Raw genomic sequence first — 15,185 nt, forward strand, 5'->3', positions numbered from 1 at the left:
TGCCAGGAAACCGCATGCAACTGCACAGCTTTTTCAACAGCTCCACCTCCTACCGCGTGCGCATCGCGCTGGCGCTCAAGGGCCTGCCCTACGAGTACCTGCCCGTGAACCTGCGCAAGCAGGAACAGCGCGCCCCGGACTATGTGGCGAAGAACCCTTCCGCGGGCGTGCCCCTGCTGATCGACGGCGACACCCAACTGTCGCAGTCGCTGGCCATCATCGACTACCTGGACGCCACCCATCCGGAACCGCGCCTGATCCCGGCCGGCACGCTGGAGCGCGCCCGCGTGCTGGAGCTGTCCGACGCCATTTCCTGCGATATCCATCCAGTCAACAACATGCGCATCCTGCGCTATCTGCAGGACGTGCTGGGCGCCAGCGAGGAACAGAAGAACGCCTGGTACCACCACTGGATACGCGAAGGCATGACGGCCGTGGAAGCGCTGTTGGTGCGCCACGGCCACGGCGCCTACTGCTACGGCGACGCGCCCACGCTGGCGGACTGCTGCCTGGTGCCGCAGGTGGCGAATGCCCAGCGCATGGGCTGCGATCTGTCTGCCTACCCACGCGCACTCCGCGTGTACGAACACTGCAATGCGCAGCCCGCCTTCCAGCAGGCCGCTCCCACCCAGCAACCGGACTACGCCAAGTGAGCCACCAGGAACCCGACACCCAGGGCGCGCCGCTGCGCGAATACACCGATCCGTCCTACCGCCCCCTATGCGCCAACCTGGCGGACGTGCGCGCCAACATCGACCGGCTGGACGACGAGATCGTGCGCCTGATCGCCGAACGCGCCATGTACGTAAAGGACGCCGCGCGCTTCAAGCGCGACGCCTTCCAGGTGAGCGCCCCCGCCCGCCAGGCGCAGGTCTTCGAAAAATCGCGGCTGCTGGCCGAGCGCCACAACCAGGGCTTCGCCAACCTGGACCAGGTGGTGGACGCCACCTACCGCGCCATGGTCGCGGCCTTCATCGCCAACGAACAAAACTACTTCAACACCATGAAGGATGTCGGAGACACCCATGCATAAGCCCTGCGCGCGCCGTATCGCTGTCCATGCACTGATCCTGGGACTGGCCGCTCTGACGCCGCTCGCAGCCGCGCAAGCCCAGGCCTGGCCGGCCCAGCCGCTCAAGGCCATCGTGCCCTTCGGCCCTGGCTCCAGCCCCGACCAGGTGGCGCGCATCGTCGGCGAAAAGGCCGGCGCCATCCTGGGCCAGACCATCGTCATCGAGAACAAGCCGGGCGCCAGCGGCAATATCGGCACCTATGCCATCGCCAATGCCAAGCCCGACGGCTACACCTTCGGCGTGTCCATCACCGGCCCGCTGGTCAACAACACGTTGCTGTTCGACAAGCTGCCCTATGCGCCCGCGACCGACCTGTCGCCGCTGACGCTGGCCGTGCACCAGCCCAACGTGCTGGTCGTGCCCGCTTCCGCCGGCATAGCCAACATCGGCCAATTGCTGGACGCGCTGAAGAAGAACTCGGACAAGTACAACTTCCCGTCCACCGGCGCCGGCACGGTGTCGCACCTGGCCGTGGAACTGATGCTGCAGCAGACCGGCGCGCGCGCCACCCACGTGCCCTATCCCTCGTCGCCCGCCGCCCTGACCTCGCTGCTGTCCGGCGACACGCAGTTCGCCGCGCTGCCGCCCATCGCCGTCATGCCCATGGTCAAGGACGGACGCCTGAAGGCGCTGGCCGTCACCTCGTCCAAGCGCTCCGCGTTGCTGCCCGAGATCCCGACGCTGGCCGAAGTCGGCGTGCAAGGCATCGAAGGCTCGGCGTGGATCGGCTTCGTGATCTCGTCCAAGGTCCCGGCCGACATCCAGAAGAAGCTGTCCGATGCGCTGATCCAGGCCATCCGCGACCCCGAGGTCACCAAGCGCCTGCAAGCGCAGTTCATGGATCCCGCCGCCACCACGCCCGCCGAGTTCCGCGCCTACATGGACGACGAGCTCAAGCGCTGGGAGCCGCTGATCAAGAAGCTGGGCATCAAGGGCCAGTAACCCACAGCCCGCCTCGCGGCGCAATCCAAGCAAGGAGAACATCGGATGCTCATCACCGAACCCGCCCGCCAGGTCCCGCTCTATGGCGAGTATGACGTCGTCGTGCTCGGCGGCGGCCCCGCCGGCCTGTTGGCCGCCGCCAGCGCCGCGCGCAACGGCGCCAGCGTATTGCTGGTGGAACGCTACGGCTTCCTGGGAGGGATGGGCACGGCGGCCGGCGTATCCAACTTCTGCGGCTTGCACGCGAACATCCGCGGCAACATCCGGCAAGTCGTCCACGGCATGACGGACGAATTGCTGGACCGCATGCGCGCCCTGGACGGGCTGAACGATCCGCATCTGATCCTGGGCAAGATCCACGCCCAGGCCTACGACATCTCGGCTTTCAAGTGCGCCGCCGACGGACTGGTCCAGGCCAGCGGCGCCCAGGTACTGTTCCATGCCCTGGCTACCGGCGTCGCAAGCGGCGCGGGCGGCAGCGTCGACGCGCTGTTCCTGGAAACCAAATCCGGCCGCTGCGCGGTGCGCGCCCGGATCTTCATCGATTGCTCGGGCGACGCCGACATCGCGCAGTGGGGCGGCCTGCCCTTCGAGAAGGGCGACGAGCACGGCGGCATGCTCTATCCCACGCTGATGTTCAAGGTCGGCAACGTCGACGGCGCCCGCGCCCAGGAAGCCTGGAAGACCATCCCGCAGCTGATGGACCAGGCCGCGGCCAGCGGCGAATTCACCTTCCCGCGCCGCGGCGCCATCGTGCGCCCGCAAAAGCACGACTACGAATGGCGGGTCAACGTGACCCAGCTGGCCAACGCCGACGGCAGCGCGGCCGACGGCACCGACGCCAATTCCCTGTCCGCCGGCGAACTCGAAGGCCGCCGACAGATCGTGCAGTACCTGGCCTTCCTGCGCGCCAAGGTGCCGGGCTTCGAGCACGCCTACGTGCTGGATATCGCGCCGCAGCTGGGCATCCGCGAAACCCGTCGCATTGTGGGCGAGGCCGTCCTCAGCAAGGACGACGTGCTGGGCTGTGCCGACTTTCCGGATAGCATCGGCGTCAACGGCTGGCCACTGGAAATGCACACGGCCGGCGACGTGCAATGGCTCTGGCCGCCGATCCCTGAATCGCGCGGCTACAACCAGCTGCCATTCCGCATGATGGTGCCGAAGCGCGCTCCGGGCGTGGCCGGCAACGTGCTGGTGGCCGGACGCTGCGCTTCCATGACGCATGAAGGCCAGTCGGCCGCGCGCGTCAGCGGCAGCTGCTTCGTCATGGGCGAGGCGGCGGGCACGGCGGCCGCGATGGCGCTGCGCGCCGGCATCGCGCCGGGCGACGTGCCTATCCCCGCCTTGCAGGCGCAACTGGTGAAGCAAGGCGTGTTCCTGGGCGGCCAGGACTGAATGGCGCGGAGGCCACACATGAACGCAACGCAGACAGGAAAATCGGTGATCGTGGTGGGAGGCGGCATAGGCGGCCTGGCCGCCGCACTTGCGCTGACCCGGCAAGGCATCGCGGTGCAGCTGCTGGAACAGGCTGCCCACATAGGCGAGATCGGCGCCGGCATCCAGCTCGGCCCCAATGCCTTCGCGGCATTGGACGCCCTGGGCGTGGGCCAGACCGCGCGCAGCCGCTCCGTGTTCACCGACCACATCATCATGATGGACGCGGTGGACGCCAAGGAGGTGGTGCGCATCGATACCGGCGAGGCTTTCCGCGAGCGCTTCGGCGGCCCCTATGCCGTGATCCATCGCGCCGACATCCACCTGTCCATCCTGGAGGCCGTGCAGCAGAATCCGCTGATCAGCTTTCGCACCTCTACCCAGATCGCCTCCATGTCGCAGGACGACAAGGGCGTGGAAGTGGTCGACACGCAGGGCAACCGCTACCGCGCCGACGCGGTGGTGGGCGCGGACGGTGTGAAATCCGTGATCCGCGAACGCATGGTGGGCGACCCCGCGCGCGTGACCGGCCACGTGGTCTACCGCGCCGTGGTCGAACGCGAGAACATGCCCGAGGAACTGCGCATCAACGCCCCCGTGCTGTGGGCCGGCCCGCACTGCCATCTGGTGCACTACCCCTTGCGCGGCGGCCAGCAATACAACCTGGTGGTGACCTTCCATAGCCGCGAACAGGAAGAATGGGGCGTGCGCGAGGGCAGCAAGGAAGAGGTGCTGTCCTACTTCCAGGGCATCCACCCGCGTCCGCACCAGATGCTGGACCGCCCCACGTCCTGGAAGCGCTGGGCCACCGCCGACCGCGAGCCCGTGGAGCACTGGGGTCAGGGCCGGGTCACCATCCTGGGTGACGCCGCGCATCCCATGACGCAGTACATGGCCCAGGGCGCCTGCATGGCGCTGGAAGACGCGGTGACGCTGGGCGAGGCCGTGAAGCATTGCGGGCACGACCTGGAGGCCGCATTCCGCCTGTACGAATCCGTCCGCATCCCGCGCAGCGCGCGCGTAGTGTGGTCCACGCGGGAGATGGGCAGGCTGTATCACGCGCGGGGCGTCGAACGCACCGTGCGCAACATGCTGTGGACCGGCCGCAGCCAGTCCCAGTTCTACGACGCGTTGCAGTGGCTGTACGGCTGGAAGGTGGAAAACTGCCTCGCGGGGCAATCCTCTCAATAGAAAAAATGCAGGCACCCAAGGAGACAACCATGAGAAAAACCGCAATCCGCGGCAGCGCCGCCCTCGTGCTTGCGCTGACCGCGTTCGCAGCCGGCGCGCAGCAGAAGCCGGTGGACATCGGCTTCATCGGCACCCTGTCCACGCCCGCCGGCTACATCGGCGAAGACGAGCGCGACGCCTTCATGCTGGCCGTAAAGGAAGGCGGCGGCAAGCTGGGCGGCGTGCCAGTCAATGTGCGCGTGGAGGACGACGCGCTCAAACCCGCCAACGCCAAGCAGATCGCCGACAAGATGGTGCAGGGCGGCGTGCGGCTGTTCACCGGCATCAACTTCTCCAACGTCATGGCGGCCGTCGGCCCGACCGTGCTGAACGCAGGCGCCTTCTACGTCAGCCTGAACGCAGGCCCCTCCAACTACGCCGGCAAGGCCTGCAACCCGAACTACTTCTCGGTGGCGTTCCAGAACGACTCCTACGCCGACACCGCTGGCCTGGCGGCCAATGAGCTGGGCGCCAAGCGCGTCGTCATCATGGCGCCCAACTACCAGGCCGGACGCGATGCCGTCGCCGGCTTCAAGCGCACCTACAAGGGCGAGATCGCCGACGAGATCTACACCAAGCTGGAGCAGGCCGACTTTTCGGTGGAGCTGGCGCGCATCCGCTCGCTCAATCCCGACGCCATCTTCCAGTTCCATCCGGGCGGCGCCGGCATCAATCTGACCAAGCAATTCGCCAACTCAGGCCTGGCCGACAAGATCCGCATGATCACGCCCATCTATTCGATGGATGACCGCATGCTGGCCGCGACCGGCAACGCAGGCAAAGGCTTCTACCTGAGCTCGCTGTGGAGCGCGGACCTGGACAATCCGCAAAGCAAGCACTTCGTCGACGCCTTCACCAAAGCCTATAACCGCGCGCCCACCGCCTATGCGGCGCAGGCCTACGACACCGCCAACCTGATCGGCTCGGCGCTGAAAGCCGTGAATGGCGACATCACTGGCCGCGCCGACGACTTCCGCAACGCGCTGCGCCGCGCCGACTTCCCCAGCGTGCGCGGCAAGTTCAAGTTCGGCCCCAACCAGCACCCGATCCAGGACTGGTACCTGCTGCACATCGAAGCCGGCCCCGACGGCAAGCTGGTCTACAAGAACCTGAAGGTCATCGCCCGCGACCACACCGACGTGCACGCCGTCGACTGCAAGATGTAAGTCCGCGCCGCGCCGGGCGGATTGCGCGCAGTCCGCCGGCTGCCGGCTCACTCCACAAGGAGTCCCCATGCTGATGTTCCTGGAGCAGGTCCTCAACGGCCTGCAGTACAGCGCTTTGCTGTTCCTGTTGTCGGCCGGCCTGACGCTGGTGTTCGGCATCATGAACGTCATCAACCTGACGCACGGCTCGTTCTACATGGTCGGCGCGTTCTGCGCCGCCAGCGCGGCCGCCGCTACCGGGTCCTTCGCTGCCGCGTTGCTGGCGGCGTTGGCTGGCGCGGCGCTTTATGGCCTGGTGGTGGAACTGCTGGTGATCCGCCACCTGTACCGCCGCGACCACCTGGACCAGGTGCTGGCCACGCTGGGCCTGACATTGTTCACGAATGAGATGGTCACGGTGCTGTTCGGCCGCAGCCCGCCCTTCATGGACATCCCGCCGTTCCTGTCGGGTTCCGTGGAGATCCTGCCAGGCCTGAACTATCCCCTGATGCGGCTGGCCTTCATCGGCGCCGGCGTGCTGGTGGCGTTGGGGCTGTGGCTGCTGATCTCCCGCACGCGCGTCGGCATGCTGGTGCGCGCCGGCGCCGACGACGGCGAAATGGTCGACGCGCTGGGCGTGAACATCCAGCGTCTGTTCACCTTGATCTTCACGCTGGGCGCCCTGCTCTGCGGCTTTGCGGGCGTGATGGCGGCGCCGCTGCTGGCGGTTGAAATCGGCATGGGCGAACGCATCCTCATCACCACCTTCGTGGTCATCGTGGTGGGCGGCGTGGGATCGGTGCGCGGCGCGCTGGTCGGTTCGCTGATGATAGGCATGACCGATGCGCTGGGCCGCGCCTACATTCCGTTCTGGATGTCGCGGCTGCTGCCGCCCGAGCTGTCGGATTCGGCAAGTTCCAGCCTGGTCTCGGCCAGCATCTACATCCTGATGGCCATCGTGCTGCTGTTCAAGCCGCGCGGCCTGGTGCCGGCGCAGCGATAGGAACGATATCCATGACCAGAAAAATCATCGTCAACACGATCGGGCTGCTGCTGTTCGTCCTGGTGCCGGCCATCGCCTCGGCCACGGGCGAGAGCTTCCTGATCAACCTGATGACCCGCTTCCTCATCTACGCCATCGCCGCCATCAGCCTGGACCTGATCCTGGGCTACGGCGCCATGGTCAGCTTCGGCCATGCGGCCTTCTTCGGACTGGGCGGCTACGTCATAGGCATCGCGGGCTTTCACCTGGCCCAGGGCGACACGCTGTTCGGCTGGAGCGGCAGCAACGCCGCGCTGGTGATGTGGCCCCTGGCTGTCGCCAGCGCCGCGCTGGCGGGCCTGGTAGTCGGCTTCCTGTCGCTGCGCACCTCGGGCGTGCAGTTCATCATGATCACGCTGGCCTTCGGGCAGATGCTGTACTTCATCCTGGTCGGCCTGATGGTCTATGGCGGCGACGACGGCCTGTCCATCGACGCGCGCAATACCCTGCCCGGCCTGGACATGAACAGTCCCACCACTTTCTACTACGTCTGCCTGGCGCTCATGACAGCCTGGGTGCTGGCATGCCGCCGCATCGTCAACTCGCCCTTCGGCATGGCGCTGCAGAGCATCAAGCAGAACCCGCGGCGCAGCATCGGGTTGGGCCTCGCGCCGCTGCGCTACCGACTCACCGCCTTCGTGCTGTCGGCCGCGGGTACCGGCCTGGCGGGTGCGCTGTGGGCCAACTACGCCCTCTTCGTCAGCCCCGATATGTCGGCCTGGCAGAAGTCCGGCGAACTCATGGCCATGGTGATCCTGGGCGGCATGGGCTCGATCTTCGGCCCTGTGCTGGGCGTGGCCGTGTACCTGGGCCTGGAACAGGTCGCCACCGCCTGGACCGAACACTGGATGCTGATCCTGGGCCCCGTGCTGGTGCTGGTGGTGCTGTTCGGCAAGCGCGGCGTCTATGGCTGGCTGGTGGGAGGCAAGCATCATGACTGATCACCCCAAGCTGGAAATCCGCGAGCTGCAGAAATCCTTCGGCGCCGTACGCGCGACGCAGGGCGTCAATCTGCAGGTCCGCCCCGGCGAACTGCACGCGCTCATCGGCCCCAACGGCGCGGGCAAGACCACGCTGCTGTCGCAGATCAGCGGCGAAATCCTGCCCGACGCGGGCGCCATCCTGCTGGACGGCCACGACATCACCCGCATGCCCGCCCACAAGCGGCCCGCGGCCGGGCTGGCGCGCTCGTTCCAGATCAGCCAGCTCTATCCCGCCTTCACCGCCGAGGACAATGTCGCCATGGCAGTGCAGGCGCACAGCCCAGGCGGCTTCAATCTGTGGAAAAACGCCCGCCGCCAGCCCCAGCTGCGGCAGCCCGCCAGAGAGGCGCTGGAACGCGTCGGCCTGGGCGGTCGCGCCAACGTGCGGGTATCGGAACTGGCGCACGGCGAAAAGCGCCAGCTGGAACTGGCGATGGCGCTATCGCTCGATGCCTCGTTGCTGTTGCTGGACGAACCCATGGCCGGCATGGGCGCCGAAGAATCGCAACGCATGACCGCGCTGCTGCAAGAGCTGAAAGGACGCTACGCCATCCTGCTGGTCGAACACGACATGGACGCCGTCTTCGCCCTGGCCGACCGCATCACCGTGCTGGTCTACGGCAAAACGATCTTCACTGGCACGCCCGACGAGGTGCGCCATCACCCCGACGTACGCGCCGCCTATCTGGGCGAGGAGGACTGATGCTGCAAGTCAAACAACTGCAGGGCGGCTACGGCGCCAGCAAAGTGCTGTTCGGTGTGGACCTGGACATCGCCACACGGCAGGTCGTATCCCTGATCGGGCGCAACGGCATGGGCAAGACCACTACCGTGAAAACCATCATGGGCATGCTGGCCACACAGGGCGGCAGCATCCTGCTCGACGGCCAGCCCATAGAAGGCCACGCCCCGCACCGCATCGCCCAATTGGGCATAGGCCTGGTACCCGAGGGCCGCCGCGTCTTTGGCTCGCTGTCGGTGGAAGAAAACCTGATCGCCACCGCCCGCAACACCCGCGCCGGCTGGCACGTCGGCCGTGTCTTCGACCTGTTCCCCCGCCTGAAGGAACGCCGCGCCCAATCCGCCCGCACCCTGTCCGGCGGCGAACAGCAAATGCTGGCCGTCGGCCGCGCCCTGCTCATCAACCCGCGCCTGCTCATCCTGGACGAAGCCACCGAGGGCCTCGCGCCGCTCATCCGTCAGGAAATCTGGAACTGCCTGCGCCGCCTGAAGGAAGAAGGCCAGACCATCCTGGTGATAGACAAGAACCTGAAGGAAATGGCCACGCTCGTCGACCGCCACCACGTCCTCGAAAAAGGCCGCGTCGTCTGGCAAGGCAGCCCCGCGGAACTCGCCGCGCAGCCGGAACTGGCGCAGCGCTACCTGGGCGTCTAGGGCGTCTGGTCGGACGATTCGCAGAAGCTCAACCGATTCCCGAACGGGTCGATGACCGCCATCACCCGCCCCCACGGCATCTCTTCCACGCCGGGCCGCATATAGCCATAGCCCTTGGCGTTCACCTCGGCATGAAACTCATCCACGCCCCGCATCCGCACGAACACCGCGGACCCGGGCGTGGCATCGCCGTGGTGTTCGCTCAGGTGCAGCGTCAGGTCACCGCGATGCACTTGCGCATACAGCGGCATGCCCGGCTCGAAGCGATGCTCCCAATCCCACTCGAACCCCAGGAAATCCAGATAGAACTCGCGCGCCTTCTCCACGGAGAAAATGCGCAGGATGGGAATGGCGGCTTGTAGATGCATGACGGCCCTCGGCGATAGGTGGAGGACCATCAGCATAGCAACATCACGACGCAAGACATCGCGTAAGCCCCAAAAGGCCGCCCGCGCGGCCGGCCTGGGGCGGGCCCCGCAAGACCCGCCATCACCAAACAATGACGGCAAGAACCCTAAGCACGCCGGCCGCCCCAGCGGACGTCATGATCCAAACACCAGAGCCCGTCGCGTCGGCGGCCCGCGGTGTGCGGGGCGTCGATAAGCCCGAGGGAATCTGAAGGAACCGCCGCAGGCGGTGACGAAGATGACGAAGGGGAAGTCCGGAGCGAACGCTCCGGACCGCAATCGCAGCCCCGCACACCGCGGGCCGCCGACGCGACGGGCGTCTCAAGAACTCAATACTGCAAGCAACTCAAGACGCCCATCAAAACAGACAAGGAAACTCAATTCAAACTAGCACCCGAGATCTTCACAATCTCCTGATACTTCGCCTTCTCGCCCTTCACAAATTCAGCAAACGCCTCAGGCGTCATCGGCGCAGCCTCAGACCCCATCGTCAGCAAGCGCTGCTTCACATCCGCCTGCTGCATCGCATCCGCATAAGCCTTGTTCAGCTTAGCCACCACCGGCGCCGGCGTGCCGCCCGTCGTGAACACCCCGAACCAGGTCCCCAGGTCAAAACCCTTGATCCCCGACTCTTCCACCGTAGGCACATCCGCCAGCAGCGACGAACGCTTGGCAGTCGTCACGGCCAACGCCTTCACCTTGCCGTCCTTGATCAAGGGAGCCGAAGCCGCCAGGTTGTCGAACATGAAATCCGACTGCCCCGACAGCAGCGCCAATTGCGCAGGCGCCGCGCCCTGGTAAGGAATGTGCTCGACATTGATCCCCGCGCGCGCCTTCAACAGCTCGCCCGACAGATGGCCCGCGCTGCCGTTACCGCCCGAACCGTAATTCAGCTTGCCCGGATTCTTCTTCGCGTAGTCGATCAAATCGGCCAGCTTCTCGATCTTGTTCTTCTCGGCGAACTCGACGTTCATCACCAGCACATTGGGCACCGAAGCCACGATGGTCACCGGCGCGAAATCCTTCACCGGGTCATACGGCAGATTGGCGAACAACCAGGGATTGATGGCGTGGGTCGCGACCGCGCCCATCACCAGCGTGTAGCCGTCGGCCGGCGCCTTGGCCACCAGATCGGCGCCGATATTGCCGCCCGCGCCCGAACGGTTCTCCACGATGACCGGTTGCCCCAGGGAACCGCGCACCTTCTCGGCCAGCATGCGGGCCATGGTGTCTAGCGGACCGCCAGGCGGATAAGGCACGACGAAGCGCAGCGGCTTGGTCGGGAAATCGGTGGCCTGGGCCAGCGCCGGGGCGCCGAAAGGCAGGGTGGCGGCCAGCGCCACGGCGCCTTGCAACAGGGCGCGGCGCACAGCGCTGCGGGGGGTCTGCGTCATGATTTGTTCTCCTCGCTTCGGATTGATCGCGGTCCGTAGCATACCGCAGCCGGGCAAGTAAGTAACAAGGCGCTACCACCCACTAGCCGGCAGGCGGCACCGCGTCCCAGTCCGGGCGCCGCCTGGCCTTTGCCGCCGCAACGCCCTCGACCGCCTCGGTACGCAATTGCCTGGCGAAGTGCTGCGACGCCGAGTCCAGATAGGCGCCCAGTTCCTCTTCGTGCCAGCGCTGCTGGCCGAACAGGCCCCGCAGCATGCGCTTGGTCTGGCCGGCGGCGCGCGGAGCGGCGTCCACGCAACGCCGCAGCACCTGCGCGATGCCTTCGTCCCAGCTCTGCCCGGCGTCGAACACATAGTCCAGCAAGCCGATCGAACGCGCCGCATCGGCGTCTATGCGGTCCCCGGTCAACATCATCCTGCGGGCCGCCTGCAGGCCGACGCGGGCTGCAACGAAAGGCAGGATCTGCGCCGGCACCAGGCCGATCGATACTTCCGGAAAGCCGAAACGCGCATCGCGCATGCCGACCGCCAGGTCGGCGGCGCAGACCAGGCCGGCGCCGCCTCCCATGGCGGCTCCCTGCGCCAGGGCCACGGTGATTTTGGAACTGCCCGCGAACCGCTCCAGGAAACGCCCGTAACGGCGATTGCCTGCGGCGATCGGGTCCCGGCCATCAGCGTCGGGGCTGGCCGCGATCCGATCCGCGATATTGCCCAGGTTGCCCCCGGCACTGAATGCCGGGCCTGCGGCGCTAACCGCCACGACCCTGACCGCCGAGTCGTCTTCGGCCTGACTCAACGCGTCCTCCAGCCGTTCGACCATTTCGGCCCCCAGCGGATTGCGGGCCTCGGGCCGATTGAGAACCATGTGGAAAATGGCCCCGTCCCGCCGGGTCAACAGCGGCGAGCCAGCCGCTACGCCAGATTGCGCCAGATTCATGTTTGCCGCTCCTTCAATACGTCGCGACGGCCGGAGCCGCCGCCTGTTGAATGATTCCGTCCTGCGCCAGGGCCGCGATATCCGCGGCCGAGTATTCCAGCTCCCGCAGCACCGCGTGCGTATCCTCGCCCACCGCCGGCACGCGATCATCGGCCGCGCCAACGCCCGGACGCACACCCGGCAGGCCGACAAATGGCACGCCGCCCAGTCCCGGCTGGCAAAGCGTCTGGACCAGGCCCAGATGGCGCACCTGTTCATCGTCCTGGAACTGGTCGTAGTCCTTGACCTCGCCATACAGAATGTCGTTTTCGCGGAAGCTTTGCGTCCAGTGGGCGGTAGAACGCAGGCGCAAGGCCTGCGCCACGCCGGCGTTTATCTCGTCCCCCACCTGAATGCGGTGCTGCGGCGTGTCCATGCGCGGGTCCTTCAGCCAATCATCCCGCCCGATCACCCGGCAAATCGCGGCGAACATCGCGTTGTTCATCGCAAACACCAGCACATAGCCGTCTGCCGTACTGAAAATCCCTTGCGGATATGTCACGCTGGTGACCGGCTCCCCGCCACGCAAGGCATGGTCGATCAATGAACTGTTCTGCAATGCCGCCATGGTCGCCAGCAGACTGACGTCGATATGCGTCCCCCCCTGCCCACGCTCTCGCGCGAACAGGGCGCCGCCGATCGCATTGGCGGTATAGACGCCGCAGGACAGATCGCCGACAAATGGCTTGACCCGTTGAGGCAGCCCCGCGCCGTCGCAATTCGCGGTGGTCAGCCCCGTGAGCGCCTGTACGACGGAATCCGTGCCGGGACGATCGACGTAAGGACCGGATAGGCCGAAGCCCGAGATCGACGCGTAGATCAGCCGCGGATTGATGTCGCGCAGCGTCGCGTAGCCCACGCCCAGGCGATCCGCCACGCCGGGACGGAAGCTCTGCACCACCACGTCGGCGCGCGCCGCCAGCCGGTGCAGCACATCCCGCCCAGCGTCGGTCTGCGCGTCCAGGGCAACACTGCGCTTGCCGCGGTTGAAAGCCAGCGCGATGGCGCTGAAGCCTGCGCGCGGCACGCCCATGCTGCGCCCCCAGTCGCCATGGAATGGCTCGACCTTCGTCACTCGCGCGCCCATCTGGCCCAGTATCTGCGCGCAATAAGGCCCCGCGATGCCCTGCGACAGATCGAGCACGCGCAGGCCTTCATACACTTTGTGCAATGGGTTCTGATCGATGACGGAATTCACGACAATCTCCATGGACTTGGGGAAAGGTTGGACTTGTGCCCGGCACCCGCACGCCCGGATAATCGCCGGAGTACGCTGGCACACAAGGAAACTTCATGGTGGTGCGCGATCTGGACATAGGCTTGCTCAGGACCTTTCTTGCGGTGGCCGACCGCGAGAACTTCGCGGGCGCGGCCGATCAGGTCTTCCGCACCCAGGCCGCGGTCTCGCAACAGATGCAGCGGCTCGAGCGGCTGCTGGACTGCAAATTGCTGGTGCGGGTAGGGCGGCACAAGCGCCTCACCGAAGAGGGCGTGCGCCTGCGCGAGTACGCGCGCCGCATGTTGGCGCTCAATGACGAAACCTGCCGCGCCATGAATCAAAGCGTCTTCGCGGCCCCCACCCGCATCGGCGTCTGCGCGGATGCCGTCGATACCATCCTGCCCGATTATCTGGCGCTGTGTGCGCGTACCTATCCCGGCATGCGTATCGAGATTCAGGTCAATCGCAGCCGCTGGCTGGCTTCGGCGCTGCGGCGCGGCGACATCGACCTGCTGCTCGAACTCGAACAGTTCGACGAGTTCCCCCGCATCACGTTCCGAACCTCGCCTGTGGTGTGGATATCCGGCACACATTTTCATCATCAACAGAATCACCCCTTGCCTCTGGTGCTGGTGGACTCGCCCTGCGTCTTCCGGCGCATGGCGCTGAATCGCCTTGAGCAGGAAAATCGCCCTTGGCGCAACGCGTTCCAGACGCCCACGCTGGCCGGCGTGCGCGCCGCCTTGCGGGCCGGCCTGGGCATCACGCCTCGCACCATCGAAATGCTCACGCCCGGCCTCAAGGTCGTCGGCGAAGAACTTGGCCTGCCCGTGCTGCCCTCCGCCAGCTACCATCTCTACATGCGCGCCGGCGACTGCCCGGATGGCGCCCGCAAGCTCAGCGAACTCTTCATCCCGCCCTGATCGCCGCTTGCCTGCATACGCTATGGCTGCCGCATACCCGCCGCCACGATCACCTTGCCCCATTCCACCGTGTCGCGACGCTGGATCGCGCGCAGGATCTCGGGTGAGCCGGGCTGCGGCAACAAACCCCGGTCCGTGAGGAACTGCCGTCCCTCCGGATTGTCGAGCGCCCCGTTGATCCATTCCGCCAGCCGCCTGGCAACCTCCGGCGGCGTAGAGGCCGCAGCCCAGATCGCAATCCACGACGACACGTCAAAGCCGGCGTAGCCAAGTTCCGCCACGGTCGGCACATCCGAGAAGGCGGGCACCCGCGCGGCGGTGGACACCGCCAGGGCGCGGATCTTGCCGGCGCGCATCTGCGGCGACGCGGTCACCGCATCACAGAAATAAAAGTCGTACTGGCCGCCCAACAGATCCGTCATGGCTTGCGTGCTGGCGCGATACGGAATGTTCACCGCCTTGATGCCGGACATCGCGCGAAAGCGCTCGCCCGCGATGCGTCCGCCCACGTTCGCGCTGGCGAAGCTCAGGCTCGATTGGGCGTCGCGCGCGGCGGCGACGAACGCCTGCAGGGTTTCGGCTCGCACCCGCTGCGGATTGACCACCAGGAAGTACGGCGCGGTCGCCAGCGTCGTGAGCGGAGTGAAGTCACGTTCCGGATCGTAGGACAGCGACTTGTAGATGCTGGCGTTGGCCGCATGCGTGGACGGTCCGGACACCAGCAGGTTGTAGCCGTCGCCGGATTGCCGCAGCACGTACTCGGCTGCAATATTGCCGTCGGCGCCCGGGCGGTTTTCGATGATGATCGGGCTCCCTACCTTGTCCCGGATCCGGTCCGCCACATAGCGGATGATGGTGTCGGTCGCGCCGCCCGCGCCATACGCCGCGGTCATGTGGACGGTCTTGTCCAGCGGTTGCGCGCGGCCCGCGCCGCACACCGCCAGCAAAGCGCCGGCCCCGGCCAATTGCATGAATGCCCTGCGGGTCTGTTCCATTTGTAGTCTCCTCCCATCCTTTCA

At 66.4% G+C, this 15,185-nt stretch carries 16 protein-coding genes; 11 read left to right on the forward strand and 5 right to left on the reverse strand.

Going from position 1 to position 15,185, the window contains the following annotated elements; translation table 11 throughout:
* Positions 1 to 14 precede the first annotated feature (14 nt).
* The 10 genes from maiA to AXYL_RS29220 all read left to right on the forward strand — a co-directional run bounded on the left by maiA (position 15) and on the right by AXYL_RS29220 (position 9,247).
* Positions 15 to 653, forward strand: coding sequence for a maleylacetoacetate isomerase (gene maiA / locus AXYL_RS29175; RefSeq protein ID WP_013396486.1), 639 nt, complete (start codon positions 15 to 17; stop codon positions 651 to 653).
* The gene (locus AXYL_RS29180) at positions 650 to 1,033 is read left to right on the forward strand and encodes a chorismate mutase (RefSeq protein WP_013396487.1); all 384 of its coding nucleotides are present in this window, start codon (positions 650 to 652) and stop codon (positions 1,031 to 1,033) included. Before maiA ends, AXYL_RS29180 begins: the two co-directional genes overlap by 4 nt.
* Positions 1,026 to 2,015 (forward strand): Bug family tripartite tricarboxylate transporter substrate binding protein, encoded by a 990-nt coding sequence (locus AXYL_RS29185; RefSeq protein ID WP_013396488.1) that lies wholly within the window; start codon positions 1,026 to 1,028, stop codon positions 2,013 to 2,015. Before AXYL_RS29180 ends, AXYL_RS29185 begins: the two co-directional genes overlap by 8 nt.
* A 45-nt stretch (positions 2,016 to 2,060) precedes the next feature.
* A complete protein-coding gene (locus tag AXYL_RS29190) occupies positions 2,061 to 3,413 on the forward strand; it encodes an FAD-dependent oxidoreductase (RefSeq protein WP_013396489.1) in 1,353 nt (450 codons plus the stop codon).
* Positions 3,414 to 3,431: 18 nt separating this feature from the next.
* The gene (locus AXYL_RS29195; protein ID WP_013396490.1) at positions 3,432 to 4,643 is read left to right on the forward strand and encodes a 3-hydroxybenzoate 6-monooxygenase; all 1,212 of its coding nucleotides are present in this window, start codon (positions 3,432 to 3,434) and stop codon (positions 4,641 to 4,643) included.
* Between the two features lie 29 nt (positions 4,644 to 4,672).
* Complete coding sequence (locus tag AXYL_RS29200) at positions 4,673 to 5,848, forward strand: ABC transporter substrate-binding protein (protein ID WP_013396491.1); 1,176 nt, start codon at positions 4,673 to 4,675, stop codon at positions 5,846 to 5,848.
* A 67-nt stretch (positions 5,849 to 5,915) separates the two neighbouring features.
* Positions 5,916 to 6,830, forward strand: a complete 915-nt coding sequence (locus AXYL_RS29205; RefSeq protein WP_013396492.1) for a branched-chain amino acid ABC transporter permease — start codon at positions 5,916 to 5,918, stop codon at positions 6,828 to 6,830.
* Positions 6,831 to 6,841: 11 nt separating this feature from the next.
* Positions 6,842 to 7,810, forward strand: a complete 969-nt coding sequence (locus tag AXYL_RS29210) for a branched-chain amino acid ABC transporter permease (RefSeq protein ID WP_013396493.1) — start codon at positions 6,842 to 6,844, stop codon at positions 7,808 to 7,810.
* The gene (locus tag AXYL_RS29215) at positions 7,803 to 8,555 is read left to right on the forward strand and encodes an ABC transporter ATP-binding protein (RefSeq protein ID WP_013396494.1); all 753 of its coding nucleotides are present in this window, start codon (positions 7,803 to 7,805) and stop codon (positions 8,553 to 8,555) included. Before AXYL_RS29210 ends, AXYL_RS29215 begins: the two co-directional genes overlap by 8 nt.
* Positions 8,555 to 9,247 carry an ABC transporter ATP-binding protein gene (locus AXYL_RS29220; protein WP_013396495.1) on the forward strand — a complete coding sequence of 231 codons (693 nt, stop codon included), beginning with the start codon at positions 8,555 to 8,557 and terminating at the stop codon, positions 9,245 to 9,247. Before AXYL_RS29215 ends, AXYL_RS29220 begins: the two co-directional genes overlap by 1 nt.
* On the opposite strand, the gene AXYL_RS29225 is transcribed toward AXYL_RS29220, so the two are convergent.
* From AXYL_RS29225 to AXYL_RS29240, 4 genes are all read right to left on the reverse strand, one after another.
* Positions 9,244 to 9,615 carry a glyoxalase superfamily protein gene (locus AXYL_RS29225; RefSeq protein ID WP_041654407.1) on the reverse strand — a complete coding sequence of 124 codons (372 nt, stop codon included), beginning with the start codon at positions 9,613 to 9,615 and terminating at the stop codon, positions 9,244 to 9,246. The genes AXYL_RS29220 and AXYL_RS29225 overlap by 4 nt on opposite strands.
* Before the next feature lie 416 nt (positions 9,616 to 10,031).
* The gene (locus AXYL_RS29230) at positions 10,032 to 11,048 is read right to left on the reverse strand and encodes a Bug family tripartite tricarboxylate transporter substrate binding protein (RefSeq protein WP_013396497.1); all 1,017 of its coding nucleotides are present in this window, start codon (positions 11,046 to 11,048) and stop codon (positions 10,032 to 10,034) included.
* An 82-nt stretch (positions 11,049 to 11,130) separates the two neighbouring features.
* A complete protein-coding gene (locus tag AXYL_RS29235; protein ID WP_013396498.1) occupies positions 11,131 to 11,985 on the reverse strand; it encodes an enoyl-CoA hydratase/isomerase family protein in 855 nt (284 codons plus the stop codon).
* Positions 11,986 to 11,998: 13 nt separating this feature from the next.
* On the reverse strand, positions 11,999 to 13,222 hold the full coding sequence (locus AXYL_RS29240) for a CaiB/BaiF CoA transferase family protein (RefSeq protein WP_013396499.1): 1,224 nt from the start codon (positions 13,220 to 13,222) through the stop codon (positions 11,999 to 12,001).
* Positions 13,223 to 13,317: 95 nt separating this feature from the next.
* On the opposite strand from AXYL_RS29240, the gene AXYL_RS29245 reads away from it, so the two are divergent.
* Positions 13,318 to 14,166, forward strand: coding sequence for a LysR family transcriptional regulator (locus tag AXYL_RS29245; protein WP_013396500.1), 849 nt, complete (start codon positions 13,318 to 13,320; stop codon positions 14,164 to 14,166).
* Positions 14,167 to 14,186: 20 nt separating this feature from the next.
* Here AXYL_RS29245 and AXYL_RS29250 read toward each other — a convergent pair whose 3' ends face one another.
* Positions 14,187 to 15,161, reverse strand: a complete 975-nt coding sequence (locus tag AXYL_RS29250) for a Bug family tripartite tricarboxylate transporter substrate binding protein (protein WP_013396501.1) — start codon at positions 15,159 to 15,161, stop codon at positions 14,187 to 14,189.
* Between the last annotated feature and the right edge of the window lie 24 nt (positions 15,162 to 15,185).

This window comes from Achromobacter xylosoxidans A8, from assembly GCF_000165835.1.
GTDB lineage: Bacteria > Pseudomonadota > Gammaproteobacteria > Burkholderiales > Burkholderiaceae_B > Achromobacter > Achromobacter xylosoxidans_B.